The 19,366-nt window shown below is 40.8% G+C and carries 17 protein-coding genes; 1 reads left to right on the top strand and 16 read right to left on the bottom strand.

Going from position 1 to position 19,366, the window contains the following annotated elements; all coding sequences use genetic code 11:
* From rfbF to G613_RS18555, 4 genes are all read right to left on the bottom strand, one after another.
* Positions 1-780: a glucose-1-phosphate cytidylyltransferase gene (gene rfbF, locus G613_RS0106750; protein WP_029231938.1), complete on the bottom strand. Its 780-nt coding sequence runs from the start codon at positions 778-780 to the stop codon at positions 1-3.
* A gap of 63 nt (positions 781-843) precedes the next feature.
* Positions 844-2,001, bottom strand: coding sequence for a galactitol-1-phosphate 5-dehydrogenase (locus G613_RS0106745; protein ID WP_029231937.1), 1,158 nt, complete (start codon positions 1,999-2,001; stop codon positions 844-846).
* A gap of 2 nt (positions 2,002-2,003) precedes the next feature.
* Positions 2,004-2,720 (bottom strand): IspD/TarI family cytidylyltransferase, encoded by a 717-nt coding sequence (locus G613_RS0106740; RefSeq protein ID WP_029231936.1) that lies wholly within the window; start codon positions 2,718-2,720, stop codon positions 2,004-2,006.
* 143 nt (positions 2,721-2,863) lie between these two features.
* Positions 2,864-4,714, bottom strand: coding sequence for a hypothetical protein (locus G613_RS18555; RefSeq protein WP_155828043.1), 1,851 nt, complete (start codon positions 4,712-4,714; stop codon positions 2,864-2,866).
* A gap of 206 nt (positions 4,715-4,920) precedes the next feature.
* Here G613_RS18555 and G613_RS17920 point away from each other — a divergent pair, with 206 nt between their 5' ends.
* Positions 4,921-5,178, top strand: a complete 258-nt coding sequence (locus tag G613_RS17920; RefSeq protein ID WP_029231934.1) for a hypothetical protein — start codon at positions 4,921-4,923, stop codon at positions 5,176-5,178.
* A 56-nt stretch (positions 5,179-5,234) separates the two neighbouring features.
* On the opposite strand, the gene G613_RS0106725 is transcribed toward G613_RS17920, so the two are convergent.
* The 12 genes from G613_RS0106725 to G613_RS0106670 all read right to left on the bottom strand — a co-directional run bounded on the left by G613_RS0106725 (position 5,235) and on the right by G613_RS0106670 (position 19,365).
* Positions 5,235-6,440, bottom strand: coding sequence for a glycoside hydrolase family 88 protein (locus tag G613_RS0106725; RefSeq protein ID WP_029231933.1), 1,206 nt, complete (start codon positions 6,438-6,440; stop codon positions 5,235-5,237).
* Positions 6,437-7,957 (bottom strand): lipopolysaccharide biosynthesis protein, encoded by a 1,521-nt coding sequence (locus G613_RS0106720; protein ID WP_029231932.1) that lies wholly within the window; start codon positions 7,955-7,957, stop codon positions 6,437-6,439. The genes G613_RS0106725 and G613_RS0106720 overlap by 4 nt, the downstream gene beginning before the upstream one ends.
* A complete protein-coding gene (locus tag G613_RS0106715; protein ID WP_029231931.1) occupies positions 7,958-8,887 on the bottom strand; it encodes an alpha-1,2-fucosyltransferase in 930 nt (309 codons plus the stop codon).
* Between the two features lie 24 nt (positions 8,888-8,911).
* Entirely contained in the window at positions 8,912-10,087 is a 1,176-nt protein-coding gene (locus G613_RS0106710; protein ID WP_029231930.1) for a polysaccharide pyruvyl transferase family protein, read from the bottom strand.
* Positions 10,084-11,079 (bottom strand): glycosyltransferase family 2 protein, encoded by a 996-nt coding sequence (locus G613_RS0106705; protein WP_029231929.1) that lies wholly within the window; start codon positions 11,077-11,079, stop codon positions 10,084-10,086. Before G613_RS0106705 ends, G613_RS0106710 begins: the two co-directional genes overlap by 4 nt.
* An 18-nt stretch (positions 11,080-11,097) precedes the next feature.
* Positions 11,098-12,459, bottom strand: a complete 1,362-nt coding sequence (locus G613_RS0106700) for a DUF3329 domain-containing protein (protein ID WP_035774357.1) — start codon at positions 12,457-12,459, stop codon at positions 11,098-11,100.
* The gene (locus G613_RS0106695) at positions 12,443-13,624 is read right to left on the bottom strand and encodes a hypothetical protein (RefSeq protein ID WP_029231927.1); all 1,182 of its coding nucleotides are present in this window, start codon (positions 13,622-13,624) and stop codon (positions 12,443-12,445) included. The genes G613_RS0106700 and G613_RS0106695 overlap by 17 nt, the downstream gene beginning before the upstream one ends.
* 10 nt (positions 13,625-13,634) lie before the next feature.
* Positions 13,635-14,588 (bottom strand): glycosyl transferase GT17 family protein, encoded by a 954-nt coding sequence (locus tag G613_RS0106690; RefSeq protein ID WP_029231926.1) that lies wholly within the window; start codon positions 14,586-14,588, stop codon positions 13,635-13,637.
* Positions 14,578-15,651 carry a glycosyltransferase gene (locus tag G613_RS18550; RefSeq protein WP_029231925.1) on the bottom strand — a complete coding sequence of 358 codons (1,074 nt, stop codon included), beginning with the start codon at positions 15,649-15,651 and terminating at the stop codon, positions 14,578-14,580. Before G613_RS18550 ends, G613_RS0106690 begins: the two co-directional genes overlap by 11 nt.
* Positions 15,648-16,415 (bottom strand): DUF5672 family protein, encoded by a 768-nt coding sequence (locus tag G613_RS0106680; RefSeq protein WP_029231924.1) that lies wholly within the window; start codon positions 16,413-16,415, stop codon positions 15,648-15,650. The genes G613_RS18550 and G613_RS0106680 overlap by 4 nt, the downstream gene beginning before the upstream one ends.
* Positions 16,416-16,453: 38 nt before the next feature.
* Positions 16,454-17,497 (bottom strand): glycosyl transferase, encoded by a 1,044-nt coding sequence (locus G613_RS0106675; protein ID WP_029231923.1) that lies wholly within the window; start codon positions 17,495-17,497, stop codon positions 16,454-16,456.
* Between the two features lie 71 nt (positions 17,498-17,568).
* On the bottom strand, positions 17,569-19,365 hold the full coding sequence (locus G613_RS0106670) for an ABC transporter ATP-binding protein (RefSeq protein ID WP_029231922.1): 1,797 nt from the start codon (positions 19,363-19,365) through the stop codon (positions 17,569-17,571).
* Position 19,366: the final 1 nt, after the last annotated feature.

Genomic DNA, 19,366 nt, shown 5'->3' with positions numbered 1-19,366 from the left:
TCACCACTTTATCCAAGGAGCTCTGCCTGTCTCGATCAGGCTGGACAGCTCATCCCTTTCACGAGCTGTGTCCATGCATTTCCAGAAACCATTGTATTCGTAGGCAGCCATCTGACCGTCCTTAACAAGGTTATGCATAGGCTCTTTTTCAAAAAAGGTATTATCGCCCTCAATGTAATCAAATACACCTGGCTCAAGCACCATATATCCGCCATTAATACGAGCACCATCAATGCTGGCTTTTTCTCTGAAATCTCTAACGATAGACTTATCGTTTCTGTCTATATCAAAGACGCCAAATCTCTGTCCTGCCAGAATAGCTGTTACAGTAGCAATCTTTCCATGCTCTTTGTGGAATTTCAAAAGATCATTCATATCAATGTCGCAGACGCCGTCACCATAGGTCATAAAGAAGGTCTCGTCTCCCACATGTTCTCTGATTCTCTTGATACGTCCACCGGTCATTGTGCTATATCCGGTATCAACCACAGTAACCTTCCATGGCTCAGCCTTCTGAGAATGAAACTCCACCTGTCCGCCATTGGCAAAATCAAAAGTCACATCACAGTTGTGGAGATAATAATTTGCAAAGTACTCCTTGATTACCTCCTGCTTATATCCTGCGCATATTACAAATTCATTAAAGCCATGATATGAGTATTCCTTCATAATGTGCCAAAGAATTGGCTTGCCGCCGATCTCAATCATTGGCTTAGGTCTCAAATGGCTCTCTTCACTTATTCTTGTACCAAAACCACCTGCTAAAATAACTACTTTCATTTCTAAACGCAAATCCCTTTCCCAAAATGAACATAAAAATGATTGTAGCACACCAAAAGGCGTTTAAACCATTTTGACCATAATTTTCACATAATCCTCAGATTTACGTTTCATTATGTCCAGACCCTTATGCATATCCTCCAAGGAGAAGCAATGAGATACCAGATTTTCAGGAGAAAACTTAACAAAATACTCCTCTCCGTCTGCCGTTTCTTCGTAATGCCCGGGGCCGACTCTCTTTCCGCTTTTCCACTCCACGAGCCTGTTAATGACATACTGCCAGTCGTCCTGATAGCACTTTTTGCGGGCATTTCTTCCCTCATAGGAGGAATTCCAGGTTCCGAGAACCCTCATCTGATTACGCAGTATTTTCCAGTAAGTTTCTCTTGAAAGCTCCATATCGGAAGCAGGATTTCCAACCAGCATAACTGTACCAAGAGGTGCTGTACTTTTTATGGCCTGCTCGTAGCTTTCAGATCTTCCTATACACTCAAAGTAATAATTCACGCCATTTCCGCCGCGAAGGCTTTTAACAAAATCATAGGTATCCTCATATCTGACATCACAGAAATTATATTCACTGTAGCCCATCTCAAAGAGCTTTTTCTTTTGTATATCCTTATTCCCTATGCAGTAGGTCATTGGAAATCCGGCATCACTCAAGAACATAGCCGTCAAAAGACCTATGGTACCCAGGCCGCATACCAACACCGTGACATCATCATGGTCAGGATTTATTTCATACTTATCAGTAAGAAGTCCGCATCTTCTGAGAGAGTGTACCGCAACACCCATTGGCTCCAGCATTGCTGCTTCTATATCAGACACTTCATCCGGCAGAGGAACAAGATTCCAGATCGGAACTGTGACATATTCCGCAAATCCGCCGTCGCACCTGGATCCCAGGTAGTTATAGTTCTGGCACATCTCGTAATGTCCGCTTTCACACTGCGCGCAGCCCATACATGGAATCAGCGGATATATTCCAACTCTTTTTCCTACAAGTGCAGGCTTATCTTTACAATCCTCCACCACACCTGAAAATTCATGTCCCGGAATAATCGGCATGTTATGAGCACCGCTCTTATATATCCTGGGAATATCAGAGCCGCATATTCCGCAATGGCTAACTTTAACTAAAGCCTCTCCTTTTTTGGGAACCGGCATATTGGTTTCTGCATATTTGATATTACCTATGCCATAGAGCACTTGAGCTTTCATTTTCACCATCCTGTGTTATCCAGAATCTGTCTTGCTCTTTCCATATCCTGAGAAGTTGTAACCTTAAAGTTCCTCTGATCTCCCGGGATCATTGCCACATCAAGACCGGCCATTATAGCAACCTCCGTGGAGCCTTTTATTAAAAGAATCTTATCCGGCAAAAGATCTTCATTGGCCTTTAAATACTTCTTGTACCAAAAGGCCTCCGGAGCCTGTCCTGCATATATTTGATTTCTGTTAAGAAGTTCGTCTACTTTCTGACCTGTTCTGCTAAAGTAAACCGTATCATTCATAGGAAGTACAGGCATTGCGCCATCATGGCCATCAAGGGTCAAAAGACATTCATTCACCGTTTCCACTGTCACAAAGGGCCTTGCTGCATCGTGAATTATTACTCCGTCAATATTATCCTGTCCCAGTATCTGTCCTATGTCTTTCAGTGCATTGTATATAGACAGCTGTCTGTTTTCTCCCGGATCAGAAAAGCCAAGGAACTTTTCCGCAATAGGACTATCTCCATCCTCAAAGATTGCATCCTCTACTTTTTCCCGAAAAGCACTGTCTGCTACAATCTGTATATTTCCAACGTACTCTGACTCAGCAAAGGCTCTCATACTATGAAGTATCATCATTTGTCCCGACAACTCAAGAAACTGCTTGGGTATATCACCTCCAACCCTTGTTCCGGTTCCTCCTGCCAGAATAATCGCTATATTCATAGAATATCCCCTCTTAACTATCAAAAAGCCTATTTTCGCATCATCGTAAATATATACAATAATTATACGAAATAAAGCACCGTATCGCAAACAGCAAACGGTGCTTTAATATAACAATCCTATTAAATTTCAGTTCATCTTATTCATTCGCCAAAGAAGACTATACCCTCATCCGTTTTAGTCTCTGTCTTTGGTTCTTCTTTCGGTTCTTCCTTTGGTTCTTCTTTCGATTCTTCTTTCGTTTCTTCCTTTGGTTCTTCAGTTAATTCTTCTGCCTCGTCGTCTCCTGTATCTATTACTTCTGCTTCCGTATCTTCATCTTCAGGAATAAGCTGGTCTTCATCTTCTTCAGACGTAATATCTTCTGTCAGCTTTTCTGCCATCTCTTCCTTATAGGAGAGAATCATATCCGCTTTTATTGATTCGAACTGCTCAAGGGCAAGTTTGTCAACTTCCTCTTCCACAAGCCTGTTCAGTTCTTCTTCTATAAGCTCCTTAAACTTCTCGGTAACAAGCTTAACCAGTTCTGCCTTTCTAAGTTTTGCAATCTTCTCGCTTCGGGTCTCTTCCTGAGTCTTTTCCTCGACTCTTTCAGTGTAGTGTTCTACATAGAATGGTTCTTCTGAAGATATCTCTTCTGAGGCTATATCAGAATCTTCCTCGACAACTTCTTCAGAGGTTAACTCGGAAGAAGCATCAGTCGCCGCATCCACATTCTCAGCTTTAGGAACCTCTTCTTCCTGAATATCTTCCACAGAGTCGCTATTCGCTGCTGTCTCTGTTTCTTCTATTATCTCTACGGAGCTTTCATCGGAACTTGCATCTGTCGTTTCTTCCGTTGCTTCTTCGATAAAGTCCTCTGTCTCCTCTTCTGTTTCCTCTTTTTCTACAGGAACAGTTTCTACGACAAATTTCTCGATTACAGGTGGATTATATGTCTCAAGGAATGCAGTTACATAATCATCTATTTCTGTCTCATAATCTTCTATTTCCTGATCTATGGCATCCTTGTCAGGTTCAATAGGCTCAGTCTGCCACGAAACGGCAATTCTCGGGGCACTACGCAGGTGGCTCCAGCTGGCCTCTGTATTACAATCTGCGCAGATATAGAAGGAGAATGAATCATATACTGACTCATCAACCTCTTCCTTCAGAGTATATTCATATTTCTGTTTCTCCTCATTCCAGGAAAAGCTATACGCATCATCAGGAACCGCCTTAAGAACCACATCGATTCTGGCTTCACCTGCTTCGGTCATTACAGCTGCGATTCCATTCTCATCACATAATGCCATGAAAATGCTGGGATCATTCCCAGTAAGTTCAGCCTTGCTGTTTGCAAATACAATGCCGCCAGCATTTGTTATATTGGCCTTAACTGTTAATCTAACAGGAACATTACCTTTATTAACTACTGTAAGCAGATCACTTTTACTGGAAAACTTATAGTCTCCGCTGGTATTGGCGAAAAGAACTGTCGCTTTCTCTTCAACTAATCCGACCTCTTCACTATTCTCAGAAGTAGCATAAAGAAGTTTCATAGGATCAACTATGAAATCAAAAGGACTCTTTTCTCCAAGTATAGGAAGCTGAGCATTAACAACATCAATAGGGTGCTTGTCGGTATCAACCTGTCTGGCAAGGTCCACCTCATCAATCTGTTTTACTAGTTCGTCCAGATCTATAGTTTCAAGAAGTGCCCTTTTATCTATAGACTCTCTAAGTGAGTCCACGTCAACAAAAGATCTAAGGTCATCTCTATCAATAAGCGCCCAGATCTCATCTTCATTTATTCTTTGTTCAATTTCCTCATCCGTGATTAGTGCGTTTAAAGCAGCTTCTTTGACTTCTTCCAGATCAGACGCACTACTACCGGAGCCGAAGACCGTTGCGCCATCGACTTCTGTGGCATATGTCATGACCGGGCATGTTGCCATGATCACCGCTGACAATATAACGCTTATTCCCATCCTTAGGCATTTTCGAGTAAACATCCATGTTCCTCCTTGTTACAAATGCACACTACCAGTTCATATATTATATCGACAAAAAATTTAGAATCATTACAATTTATAGTAATTTTATTAAAAGTTAATACCTGCTATATTTCGCCTTGCCTTTTATGTAGTTTGATGTTATATTATATGTAGTAATCAAAACTACATGTGATTACTTTTAAAACCAAATTGGAGGTTGCATTATGACTTCAAAAGAACTCAAGAAATACTTCAAAGATCATCTGGTACCTAAGAAACTTTACAAAATAGGTGGCCATCACAAGAATAGAATTTGCCTCGATAAGACTGATAAGGGCTGGGCTGTTTTCTTCCAGGACAACAAAGAGCGAATCGGCGTTATGAACTTTGTAGACGAAGCTTCTGCCTGCAACTCCATGAAGGAAGAACTTAGAAAGCTTATGGAACAGCTCTACGGAATTACGTGGGCTCCTGCAAGATAAAACTCACTTCAAACACAAAGGGAATGTCAGTTATCTGACATTCCCTTTTTTATACGTTATATTCTGTCGATCACAGACAGAGCCGCAAGAACTGCTCCCTGTCCCCACGGATAATTTCCATAAATCTGATAATGGACAGCAAAGTCATCACAGGAGCTCAGTACATCACCCACAACTCCATTGTCAGTATGGGCATACATTGCCTCCTTCGCCTTTAGAAGAGATTTTCTTACTTTCTCTTTTAATTCTGTATCATTATCGAAAAGACCATTTACATATCCTCTGGCAACGGAATATGCGATCATTCCTGTCGCAGACATATCCACATGTCCATCAATGGCATTAAGCTGCCAGCTGAAGGCTCCGTCAGGCCTTTGATACTCAAGTGCAACTTCGGTTAGTTCTTTGAACCAGGTAGAAAGCTCCAGTATTGCACCAAATTGTCCTGAAGGTATTCTCTCTTTTATTTCCTTTTCCAAATACGCAGCTTCTGAAAGTCCCATCATCATCCAGCCATGGGCTCTTCCCCATCCAAGTATACCCTTTCTTTCACAGGTAATATTGGCACCGGGACCTTTTTTATCAGCTGTTACAACATAGCCATGGTACAAAAGTCCGGTCTTACTATCTCTTCCATATTTGTAATAGTTAATAAACTGAGCATATATCTTGCCCACGGCACTGATATAGTCTGACTCACTATAATACAGGACATCGCTTTGAGTATTATTATCAAAAGAATTTTCACCTGCCCTAAGCGTCGTAAGAACATCCGCTGCCATAAACAAGGTTGCCTGTCCAATTCCATCTGCAAATATATATTTATTGTTCTTTCCCGGATTGTAGATTATGGATCCAAGGTCATCAACCGCTGCTCTCTTAACATAATCCCTTATCCTGTCACAGCCTCTTTGATATAATTCACCGTCAGCACCATTTGAGAGTCTGATCATGGAATACCCGGAAAGTGCATCGTCCACAAATCTTATCTTATATTTATACTGATCCGCCCACAGCTTCATATGGCCTTTAAGAGAAAAGACAATAAAGTCATCCTCATGGTTATCCCAATCACCCGCGGAAAGTGCTTCTGTAAGCCCAAGCATCAGCATTCCGGATGGCCAAAACATAGGATCTGAAGTTCTAACGCTTCTTCCCATAAGCTTCTTGGCATAATCCTTCACCCTTTGGGAAGTGCTGACCTTCATAATGTTATCAAGTTCAGAAGTGGTTCTGCTTACAATACGCTTATAATCGTTCATCGTACTCTTTCCTTTATCTTTCCGAACAGATACTTAAACTCCTCAGTTCTGCCATATAAAAGAATATATACACCATTAAAGATTACTGTAATGATAACTGCCATCAAAAGAAATGTACCAATATTGAGAGTTGCCAAAACTCTGTTTCCGATCACATTACATACCACAAGTACAAACACAAGACTGGCCAGATATTTAAAGCTGTCGATAAAGTATTCCCATGCGCCCTTGTCAAAGCAAGCCCTGTAAATAATCACAGGCTTTGTAATGTTGGCAATGAGACCTGAAACTATAGTTCCAACATAGACACCGGTAATTCCAAGAGGTGTCTGTACAAGGCATATTGAGATTACCAGGTTAACCGCTCCCTGGATAAGAGCCAGATATTTGTCCTGTTCAAATACCCCTGCTGCCGTCTTGTAATTACTAAGAACAATCCTGTCGCCTTTAAAATAGTAATCTATCAGTATGCAATAAACTGCAGCCGGCGCCAAAATCCAGCTATCTCCCAGCCATATCCTGATAAGTGGTGTCAAAAGAACCATAAATCCCACGCAGGAAAAACCATAAACCCAGGATGCAAAAAATCTGTACACCCTGAACATTCCAAACTGTTTTTCCTTGGACTCTGTGGCTATAAGATTTCCAAAGCTTGAAATAACCGAATTAAAAATAATGTTTACAAAGTTTGATACTGTACTGATGACCATGTTGTAGTTATCTACGACTCCGGCCATAGCTACCTCTATAAAGGATGAAATGATAATGGCATCCGTCTGGAGTCTTGCCACGTCTCCAACCTTATGGAAAACAAGGGCTTTTGTCTTGTTCCAAACGTTGTCACTCTCCTCTTTAGAGAGTCTCTCCACATTCTTTTCCCTAAGGTAAGGATACATATTATCAAGAAATCTTGATACAAATATCTTCTGAGCCAGCTGTATAAAGGCATCTGTAAGAAGATATAAGAGGAAATTTTTGGTAATAACAAGAACTATGATCTGTACAAATACAGTAATTACCTTGGTTATGGTAATAATATTGGTCTGAATGTAGTTCTTTTGCTCAGCATTTACAAGACTATACTTGTAGGCCACAAAATAGCTGCTGACTGTGTTGAAAAGAAATATGAAATAATATAAAAGAAGTTCTTTATGGGTAATATTACCCGGCTTTTTGACAAGCAGTTCCAAAAAGGGTGCAAGACAAAGGCCTATAGCAGCCACTACCATGGCAATGATATAATATGCCTTCCTATAAAGCTGCATATAGGATTTGATCTTTTCTTTTTCTCCTCTGGCAACAGGCCCATAAAGGCTGAAATTAAGCGCAGTACCTATTCCAAGTTCAGCCATATTCAGGATTGAAAGGACATTGCCGTAAAGAGAGTTAACTCCAAGAAGCTTTTCATCCAGATAAATGATGAAGAGCTTTCTGAGGATAAAAGACATAATGGCTGTTGCCATCTGTCCCACATATCCAAAGGCTATATTTCTTGTCGCAGATTTAACTCTACCCATTTAAACAATCTTCCCGTCTTTATCCATTAAAATCCAGCCATTCCAATAATCATGCATGATATCTGGTTCACAGTGCTGATTATTACGCATGGTAAAGGTTCTGATAACCTCGTGATCCTGCCTTTTGTTAAGCCTTGCTCCCCAGAAGCTGAAAGTTGAATTAGCACAAATATTGCCTCTGCAATGACTCATAAGCATAAGATCCTGCACACTGTCCTTGCCGGTGTTCCAGTCAATAATTGTGTACAGACTCTCATCCCTGAAATTTTCTCTGGCATATTCATGATCACTTGTAAAAATATAGAAATGAGTATCCGGATATTTATCCATGAAATATTTCATGGCGCTGTCATAATACTCGCTGGTTGAAATATTACCCAGAACCTTGAAATTCTCCGGATCAAGATAATCGCCTCTTCTGATATGCACACTTACAGAGTTCTCTTTATCCATCTTGGATGCCAGGACCATATTCCTTTGATGGAGCTCAGGAATAGAGTGTTCAGGAAATACAAACAGCTCCCTAAGTTCATCCATAATGTCTCCATAGTACTTCTGGCAGGCAAAATAACCATCAATATATTTGTCATCGAAATCAAAAATTTCCGGATGATACATCTGAGTTTCCACAAAGACATTCTTATTGTCAGATGCCTGCTTACCCAGCTTACGACGCACTTTCCCTGAAACCTTCTCCCAAAAGCACTGTTCCAAAAAAGCATTTACTTCTTCTGTAGTAGCAACCTCGTATGGAAGATTTACAAAAAGAGGTAACTCAAAATCTCTTTTTGCCAGCATCTTCTCCTGAATCTTCGGTGAAAACCACGAAAGATCAAGCTTTACTTCCTTCCCCATACTAAGAAGCTTTCTATATAACGAATACTGTTGCATTTGGTTTCCCAGGCCGCCTGCAATCTTAACTATAATCATTCCCCAATACCCCCGGTAATATCTTTACTGACTTTTATTATTTGTAACAATCCATTTATAAGCCTTTATCATTTCATCAGCTTCTGTGAGCTCCTGGACAGGAAGAACATATTTATCACAGGTTCCAAACAAGTCCGTAGCGATGCCCCTGCTCTTAACCGAATAGCCAATAACCAGTGTCGGAACACCGCTGCTATAGGCTGCAATTGTTGAGTGGGTTCTTGCTCCCACAAAAAAGCTGCACATGGAAATATATCCCTTAAGCTCCTCTGCAGGCGCATCCTCAATAAGCGTCACCCTGTTTGTATTCTTAAACTCAAGATACAACTCCTCAAGTGGGCCTCTGTCATCGTTATTGGCCCATACAACATGAGGAATAAGTGCAATATTCTGATCAGTCTCACCAAGAATATACTTAATGAAATTCTTGTAGTTCTCAATTGTAATTCCCGGAACCTTCTCCTTATTCTGAACCATAGGGCTAAGGTTAACCCCTACAGTCTTTCCGGGCAAAAATGTCTTGGGAACAGTCACCTTACTGGTACCAAGTTCAAAGGCAGGGTCCTTTCTAAGAACCAGCTTATCCTTGGATATTCCGGCATCTATAAGTGCATTAAAGGTGATGGATTCTCTTGCATATATTTTGGAATAGGAATCCAGATCCTTAACCAGTTCCTTGTCCTTAAGAGACTCCGGCTCTATTGAGCATCCCCATAAAACTGTTTCAAACCCTCTTTTTCTGAATACGTTATGTGCAAGAATAAGGTCTGTCACCATTTCCGGGTAACAGTAGTTGTCTCCGCCAATTGATACCGCCAGGGGAGTAACATCCTTGTAATCCGCTGTAAGCTTTTTAAACAGCGCAAAGGCATCCTTGTACTTGTATCTCAAAAAAGATTCTCTGTCACCGCTTAGTTTGCGGTAAACATAATATAAAATATGAGGAATAGCATCTCTGTCAATGTGCCTATCCTCTACAAGGCGGCAAAGTCCCTCTTTTTCCAAGTGAGAAAGAGAATACTTACGGTCTTCATCCACACTGTTAGTTACTACAATAACAGGAATGTGGGTATCCACGCTGGCTTCCTGTCTCTTTTGGGCAATCAGCTTAACTGTACTGTTTGCTATAGCTTCACAGCCGTGGTTGCCGCTGCCTGCATGCATATATAGAATTATTGGTCTGTTGAGATCCATGCTCATCCTTTTGCCCCTTTATGTCTGGCATATAAATCAAGATATAGTTTCGGACTTATTCTGAAGATTATTACCTTCAGCTTATGGCCTGCAGGTAGTCCCGCAAAAGCTCCTCTTGTCTTAAGTGCATGTCTGATCTGCTCTGTAACCTGTGACACTGCCATTGCATCAAGTCCGGCATCTCTTTCATCACCCTGAACTGCCACTTTTCCTACAACCAAAAGAGCTGTAAGTATCTGGCTTACTGCTACAGAAACAAAAGCATAGGGAGATACACTACCCTTAACAGCCAGGAGCTTCTCCTCTGCCATCTTCCAGCATCTGATCTGGTCCAGATAGCTCTTTTTGAATGCCCTGTTCATGGCGCTGTTCCCATTTTCTGTATAGATATAATCCCCGTCGGCAATACATTTGATGCTGTGTTTCTTATCAACAAGCAGTGCAAAATCAAGAAGGAATAACAGATCCTCCCCGATAGTAAGGCCCTCTATGAAACATAGATTTCCGGATACTATTGTATCTCTGTCAAAGAGCTTGCCCCAGACATGGGTGTTCTCATTCAGTATCACATTTTCAATGTAGGCGTAACCATTGATTTTCCCTGAGGCTGAATAGTTATTAGTCTCATCCACCAAAAGAGTGCTCTCATCTGCGTGCTTGATCATATTGCCAAGAAGACCATCTGTTACGGCATCATCAGCATCCACAAAAACAACAAAGCGTCCCGAAGCCTCTTTAATTCCTGTATTTCTCGCATGGGATACACCGCCGTTTTCTGTATGCCTTACAATTATCCTGTTTAGCTTATCCTCTGCTGCAAGTTCATCGCAAAGCTCGCTGCTTCCATCCGTGGAGCCATCATCCACCAGAATTATTTCCACTTCCTTCGGGTCTAAATCCTTCTGATTTAAACAAGACAAGACACACCTTCTTAGTGTGTCTTTTGCCTGATATACAGGAATTATAATGCTGATAGTCTTGTTACTAGCTAAAGACATAAATTTCCCAAACTCCAATTAATATAAAGTCCATTCTTCTCTGGGAACTCCATGAATAGTACCCAGACCATAGTGCTGTGCTGTAAAGAAATTGATCCAGAACTGCCAATCCTCCTGAATATCAACCTCATATGCAACTGTAAATCTATTCTCCCACTGAGGTCTCAGCATAGGCGCCTCAACATTATCGGCTCCCTGCTGCCCCATCTCAGTCAGATATGCATCTCTTTCGTCAAATTCTCTTTTGATCCTGGCAAGATTAGCTCCGTCATCCACATATCCCAGGAGGAAAAGAGCTGCAAACACACTTACAATTGATACCAGAATGCCCTGAACAAGGCCTTCCTTGGAATCAGTTATAATTCCAATTCCCTGAGCAACAGAAGTCATCAAAAAGATACTTGCTCCATAGTAGGACCTGAGCTCAGAAGATGGGATCATAATAAGTGCATAACATGTAGCAAGGAATAATCCGCCAAAGAGCGCTACAGTCTTGAGCTTTCCGGCAGCCTCTGACTCTTTTCCAAAAAGAAACAGTGTCAGGATAACAACCACTATAAATGCTGCAACAAGCACGAAATAATTGTTCTTGATTGCCAGTGTAATCTTGAGGAACCTTGCCATGAGAGCAAGAAATCCTGTATGTTCCTCCTCTGTAACAGCCAATCTTCCATAGTTACCGGGAGCTATGATCATCATAACAAAACCTATGACGCTTCCTACAAGTCCTGTTATCATAAACGGCTTAATAAAGCTAAAGCTCTTATTGCTTGTAACATAATGATAAACCAGCTCAATCAGCATAAAGAGAATAAGTCCGCCGGAAGTATTCTCATTGCACCATCCGGCTGCTATTCCATATAAAAACATTCCTATAGCAAAACCTATGCCCTTATTCTGATTCTTGATACCACGCCTGTACAGAGTCACAAAACCCATGATAATTGTGGTAGTGAACAGATAGTTACAGGCTCCGTCTTCCCAGAATACGGTATTGGCAATAGCCGGATCAAAGAACCAGAGCATTGTAAGAATAAAGCCATATATCCTTACATCATATTCTCTTTTGGCATCGACATTTGCGTAGATAAGAAGCGATAAAATCACAAATACCGCTCCGGCAACCACGTTGAATACTCCCTTGATTCCTATAAAGAGAAAAACTCTGAGTATTATGTGAGATACACTTCTACCGGTATGAGAGATCCAGTGTTCAACCTCCTGACCAAAGAGATCAAAGAAGTTCCCCGCCTTAGCAACCTCATCCATGTAGATGATGTCATCTGACATATATGGAGTCAGAAATTCATAAATAGTTACCGCAAGGAAAGCAACTAAAACCATTATGTAAAATAAAGTTTTCCTAGCCTTCAAAGACATTATTTTTTGTCATCCTTTCGCTGATTGAACAAAGGTACACTCCAAATATCGGAAGCATTATATTTCTTCCGATGTAAACCGAAATAAACGTCGCTTCAATAACCGTATAAATTGAAAGTGCAAGCAAAAGAACAATGCTCCATGCATCTCTTCTCTTGTAGCAGATATAGATAAACACTATAACCAAAAGGCATATGATAGCAGTCGGTATTATTCCATACCAGTAAAAGAGCCTTACCCAGCCCATATCAAAGTACTCTTCTGAGATTTTATCAGAAAACAACTTCCAGGTCTCGATAGAACCTGCATGGCGCTCATTTGCTCTGTACAGATTATGGATTCTGTTATTTAACAGCTCGTCTATAAACTCAATTTGCTTGTAATATGGATGCTTAAACTCATATCTGGAAACATAACTTATACACGCTCCCCATATGGAAAAAGCCACACAAAACGCCGGAGTCACCAGCCCCGTAAAGATATATATTATCTTTTTGCTACTAAGAAGTGGCAGATATCTGATGATAAGCGCCATCACTATAGTAATGATACCGATCAAAAAAGCTGTCCTGGATGCCGTGATCTTATACATACCAATGACAATTGCTAAAAGGATTGCAAACATCCACAGCCTTGCTTTGCTGCCATAAATCCACAGCCACAAAAGCATAAGTGCAAACACACAGCCCCAAAGAGTATTGGGATGTCCAAAACCAAAGACATATCTGAGTTCATTGGCATCTCCCCTGCCGTAATCAGTAGTAACTGCGATACTTCCCAATATCCCGGTAACTGACAAAAGAGCTATACTTGCAAATCCCACAAGGCTTACCCAAAAAGAAGCCTTCATAGTCTTACCAAGATTAATACTCTTGGCAGCCATCATAAATGTGGCAAATCTAAGAAGTTCGTTCCTACCTGTTATCCTGTAACATATAAAGGTAAAAATCCAGGTAAGTACTATGACCACCCATTCTTTTTTGCTGTGGTCATTTACAAACACAGAAAGGAGAGTAAGTACAAAGGTCACTCTGAAAACATAGCTCTCAAAATCGAAGTAAAGCTCGCTCTTCTCGGCAATCATCAATACCAGTTCTATCAAAAGAGCCAGATAGAAAAGTCTGTTCGCTATTTTCTTTCTATTCTCTAAGGTCAAAAAGTCCATAAGTAGTCTCTTATTTTCTGATCGTTCTAAGTATCTTGTGGTACGCTTTGCGGCAGAACCTGCCTACAGTAATATCCAGCTTATGATAACACTTTGAAAGAGCTGTAATCTTGGGCATTACAAGGTAGCTATAATCATCAACATGTTCTCTTAGATACTGAGGATAGGTATCATCAATCTCTACTCTCTCAAACCTTGCATTTCTTCCGAAAATATCCTGCCCGAGAATCAGTCTGTCCATGGTCTCAGCCAGAATTTCTCTATCGTTATACTCCTGGTGAGCTGCTGCCTTGACCTTAACACCTATGCGCTCCACAGGATTTTTTTCTCCTCTTCCTCCCATGTAGCCAAAGTGCCAACCGCCATCAGCCACTCTTACTGATCTCTTATCAGTTACAGGAACAAGATCTCTTAACCTTACTATTCCCTCCTCAGGAATATTAGACAAACTAGTAACCTTTGTTCCAAGCCATTTTCTGTCTGAGCTTGCTATCTCAGGAAAATCTCCTGTTATTGATAAAAGCTCTCCTGACTTTTCTTCCATATTAAGGAATGCGTAGAAATTACGCTGAGCCAGATGATAAACTTTAGTCTTATCAAACTCAGTTATTATCTTTTCCAATACCTTGGGATTAGGGATCTCATCCACATCCCCAAAGATTATTACATCGCTATCTGTTGCACCGACTTCTTCCAGACCTTTTATGAGATGGTTCTTTTGATAATAATCCCTCTCATGTGTCAGTGAAAAATTCTTATCCTCAGAAACCACTACATAAGTGATCTTATCCAGATACTCCTTGAAGAGATCCTTGTTCTTTTCAAAGCAAAGCTCTTTAGGTTCACCGGAAAAAGTGGTGGTTGCCTCTTCGATAATGAACTTATCTACATATGGATTTAATATATTAAGGCGAAGCTTTAATATGTCCACCTCGTTAAAAAATGGTACGCAGTCAATTACCATTATTCACATCCTCTTTCCAGCCAAGTATCTTTTTTACCTTGCTCTTAATAGCAAACTTCGAAGCTGAACGCATCATATTGCTATAAGGCTTATCCGAATTCATAAGCTTATACACAAATACGTCTGCCTCAGGTGCCCACTCGGGAAGGGGCTCACCTGCATATTCCTTATAAAATGGCATATCCATCATCTCTTTAAGGAAACGAGCTATATCTGCCCTCCTGATTCCGGAGTAAATAAGGCTCTTTACAGCTATTGCGCAGGTAAGAGTCTTACGTCTCGCAAGGATATCCCAGTATCCATCGCCATCCCTATGCCATTTTTCAATATACTTATCAAACTTTTTCCAGGCCGTTATCTGATCATCCATATATTCCTTATGAAAAGAGCCTGTAAGACCTGATGAATTCTGATTGTAATAATACAAAGCCTTGTCTATATAAACTATAGTCTTAGCCTTATCAATAAATTCTGCCGTTTGCAGAAGATCTTCCCCGTGATTAAGTAATACTCCTTCAAAGCTGTCAGTTTCTCTTATAAAGTCCCTTCTGACCGCCTTATTCCACATAGCATTTAAGGCATCTGAAGAACTCATGATATCATAGAAAACTCTTTTTTCTTCCCCTGAATAGACCTTGCCCTCTTCAAATGGAAAAGAAAAAAGCTTGCCGTTTCTATCCTTGGAATCTGCAGCATTATAAATAATCAGATCCGGAGTAATACTCCTTTCTCCGTAAAAAGATATGCAATCTGATAACTTGTCAAAATTATCTTCTGCTAATTCATCATCAGCATCAGCAAAAATCAGATACTCTCCGCCCGCAAGCTTCATTCCTTCAAGTCTGGCTCTAAAGGCTCCGATCTTGCCAAAGTGACTTGTTCTAATAAAATCGTACTTATCAGCGTAACGATCACAGATTATAGCACTGCCATCCTCTGAACCATTCTCCACAAGGATAGCCTCAAGGTCACAGCCCTTTTCACCGGCTGCAATCACAGGCTTAAGTGCGCTATCTATGTACTTTTCAGCATTATAAACCGGAATAATTACTGAAAACGTCATTGAACGTTATGCTCCTCTTTCCATTTCCTGGACCTTCTCCAGAATAAGAGCGGTCTCACAGCTTTCTTAAATCTCTTCCCGGGGCTGTAGAACCTTGGATAGTTCTCATTCTCTCCCCACCATTTGTGAAAAACAAAAGGCTCTATCCCCTTGTTTTCCGGAAGTGGATGCTCTCTTCCAAATAAAACCGCCTTTTCAAGCGGCGCCCACTTCATACCTGCTGCTTCCATTTCATTCTTGTGCATGCAGCAAAGGAATATGTCCTCGTTATAAAAATCATCAAATCCCTTTTCCCACAAAAGATCATGGGTCTTGGGATAATCCATCAGTCTCTTGGACCTGATAGATACTGAGTTACCTACGCGGCAGATTTCTCCCTTGCTATCCCTGTAGGCATAGTCGTTAGTAGGGAGTGGCCAGGGTGATCCTATATAGTCATACTCAAGGAACTCATCTCTCCAGTTCTCCGGATGTATGACAAATCCATCTGCATGAACTATAAGTGCAAAATCAGTGCTGATATGACTTCCCAGTTCATAGGTCATCTTGTAATTAAACTTATCAATGTTATCGAGCTTATCTGTGTGACTATACCTTATTCCCTTAGGCATGAAAAGAGGCTTCTTGTCAGTGACGATAACAGCATCGCCAAACTCGATTCCCCTCATGCTATATTCCATAGCCTTTAAGGTTTCATATATATCCACGCTGGTCATTGCAACCAGTGTCACATTTGGAAGCTTGATTTTTTCTTTATTATCCATATATAACTCTACAATCTGCTTCTGTAATTCACAGGTTATCAGCCGTGAAATACTTTTATGATTCCGGTTCGCCTCTCAAGGCTTCTCCATATCTTTTTCGTAAAGAACCAGGCATAAATAAGTCTTCTGCGTATATTCTGGGAAAATGTCCTTACAGCCCCGGGTCTTTTATTTCTTCTTGCATATAGCTTAGAACGCTTCTTGTACTCTTCAAGTTCCTTCCTGCATTCATCCGCTGTAAAAAGCTTTCCCTTTTTATCCTGATAGGTTAAAAAGCTGTAGATATTCTGCTCAGATGACCAGAAACCATCTGATACATTATGTCTTGCCCAGTATTTGGGAGCAATAGCGTATTTAAGCTCTGTGCTGGACATTACGGGCATAAGTGAAAAAGATGAATTGGACAATATCAGATATCTGGCATTCTTAATTGTCACGTAGTCCTTGCCCATATCGAAATGGTGACACTCGTACTCAGGAAGTACCTTCTTGGCTGCCTCCTCATCCTCTGTAATGATCATAAAGCTCATATTGGGATTTATCTTTTTCATATTCTTAATAGCATTTAGCCAGTAGCGCCTGTCAAGGAACAGTTCCGGGCAGCTTGTGTACTCCCCACCTCGCATGTTGATAATGCAAAGATCATCAGCGGTGTACTCATAGGATTCAGCCTCTTCCCTAACATGAAGCCACTCCCTAATCTGATCGCGGTACTTCTCAAAATATGACTGATCCTGCATATTGCCGTAAACAATTGTATTATCTTCTACTTCGAATAACTTGGGATCAGCTCCGCTAATATAACATCCATGGGTCATATCATGAACTGAATCTCCAAGGTATAACCTGTCGTCCTGCTCATGATAGATCTTGAAAGACTCCATTTCCTCCCTGGATATCTCTTTACCCATATCAATATCCATGAAGTACATGCCCTTCTGGGAATGAAAAACATTTCCCACCTGCCCGGGATTAACGAAACCAAAGTCTACTCCCTTTTCCAGAGCAAGGCATCTGGTAACTATATAAAAAAACAGCTGATTTCCCAGACCATACCCAGGAATAAACTCAGTTCCAATCATCTGCTAACTATACTCCTAAAACAAATCAACTAATGGTATTGTATAATACTCATACAGCAAAGACTTTACCTTTACTGGATAATAGTTCTACCCTCCAGAGTAGTCTCTTTTATCTGTTCATCCTTAACCTCATAGATAACGTCACAGTTTGCTATTGTATTAAGTCTGTGGGCAATGATAACCATTGTCTTCTTGCCATGGAAACCATTGATAGCTTCCATAACTGCTGCCTCTGTTTCATTATCAAGAGCGCTTGTAGCCTCATCAAACACCAAAATCTCAGGATTATGATAAAGAGCTCTGGCAATACCGATACGCTGTCTCTGACCGCCGGAAAGCCTTACGCCTCTGTCGCCTATCGTAGTATCAAGTCCCTCAGGAAGAGTTCTCACGAAGTCCGCCAGCTGAGCTTCCTCCATAACTTCCCAGATTCTGTCCTCGTCTATCTTGTCAGCATCTATACCAAATGCAATGTTCTCTCTAATGGTCTCATCAACAAGATAAATTGACTGTGGAATATATCCAATCTGAGCCAGCCATGAATCATAGTTACTAAAGATATTGGCGCCGTCGCACAAAATCTCTCCGCCCTGAACATGCAAAAGTCCAAGAAGAACGTCAACGATTGTAGACTTACCTGCACCTGATGGTCCCATGATACCAATGGACTTGCCCTTAGGTACTACCATGTTTGCCTTAGTAAAGATGTTTCTGTCCGCATCGGGATATTTAAAGGTAATATCCCTAAGCTCGATCTTATCCTCCAAATGGAGCTCCGGACCGGCTATGGCAGCTCTTTCTGCTCTCATTGCCTTGTCAGTCTTCATGGACTCTGTAAGGTTCTCGTATACATAATCAAGAGAATACTGCTCGTAAGCAATCTCAGTTATATAAGTGTTAATACGGTTAGCAGAAGGCATAATTCTGACCGCTGCTACACCAAACGCTGTCAGCTGTGGGATCAGAAGGGTAACATCTCCCCCCCTTAAGATATACACCAGTATGAACAAAAGAACTGTAGCCATAAATACAGTCTCTATCATAAGTCTTGGCACGCTGTTAAGGACCGCATAGTCTCTTGCTATATTGGCACCAACTCTTCCTGATTCATAGTAGTTGCGAATATAGAAATCCTGTCTGTTAAGTACCTTAACATCCTTGAGACCGTAAATAGCCTGAATTCTCCATCTGGCAATCCTACTCTGGGTTTCCTGATTCTTTCTGCCTATATCATTGAGTTTTGGCTTTAATACCTTGACGCTTATAAGTGTCATGATTAAAAGAACTGCCACCATAAGCACAGTCATCTGCCAGTTTACAAATAAAAGTACAATTCCAAGGCATGTGGATACTACAAGTTCTGTAGAAAGAGAAAGTGCTGCAAGAACCAGTGAGAATACTCTTGGAATATCACTGTCTGTTATTCTGAAAACAGTTGGAATATCTGCTCCGAGATAATCTTCGTAAGGGCGGTTCAAAAACTCTCTCATGACACGACTGATCATGTCGTTTCTAGCCCTTGCTACAAAGGTGTTCTGCCTGTGAATAAGGAATAAAAGATATGCATTCTTGATTACAAAAATAACTATCATCAGAGCCAAAAGAGCACAGGCAATCTTCTTGTCACTATCAAGATGCAGTATATTTATAATTTGCTGCAGATATTCATGATTTTCTATAAATTCATGTAACGAATCCGGAACGATAATGGTTGAAACCACAGGAAGCATCATAGATACACCCAGTGTTTCAAAAACACCACCAATCAGTATAAGGACAGCCAGTATAACCAGCTGTCCCTTTTGCTTTTTATCAAATATGTAACTAATCTTTTTTAAAAGACTAACCTTTTTACTACTACTGTCCATA

This window comes from Butyrivibrio sp. VCB2006 (assembly GCF_000420945.1).
Lineage (GTDB): Bacteria > Bacillota > Clostridia > Lachnospirales > Lachnospiraceae > Butyrivibrio.
Note: the sequence above shows the minus strand (reverse complement) of the source record. Positions and strands in the feature narration are given on the sequence as shown.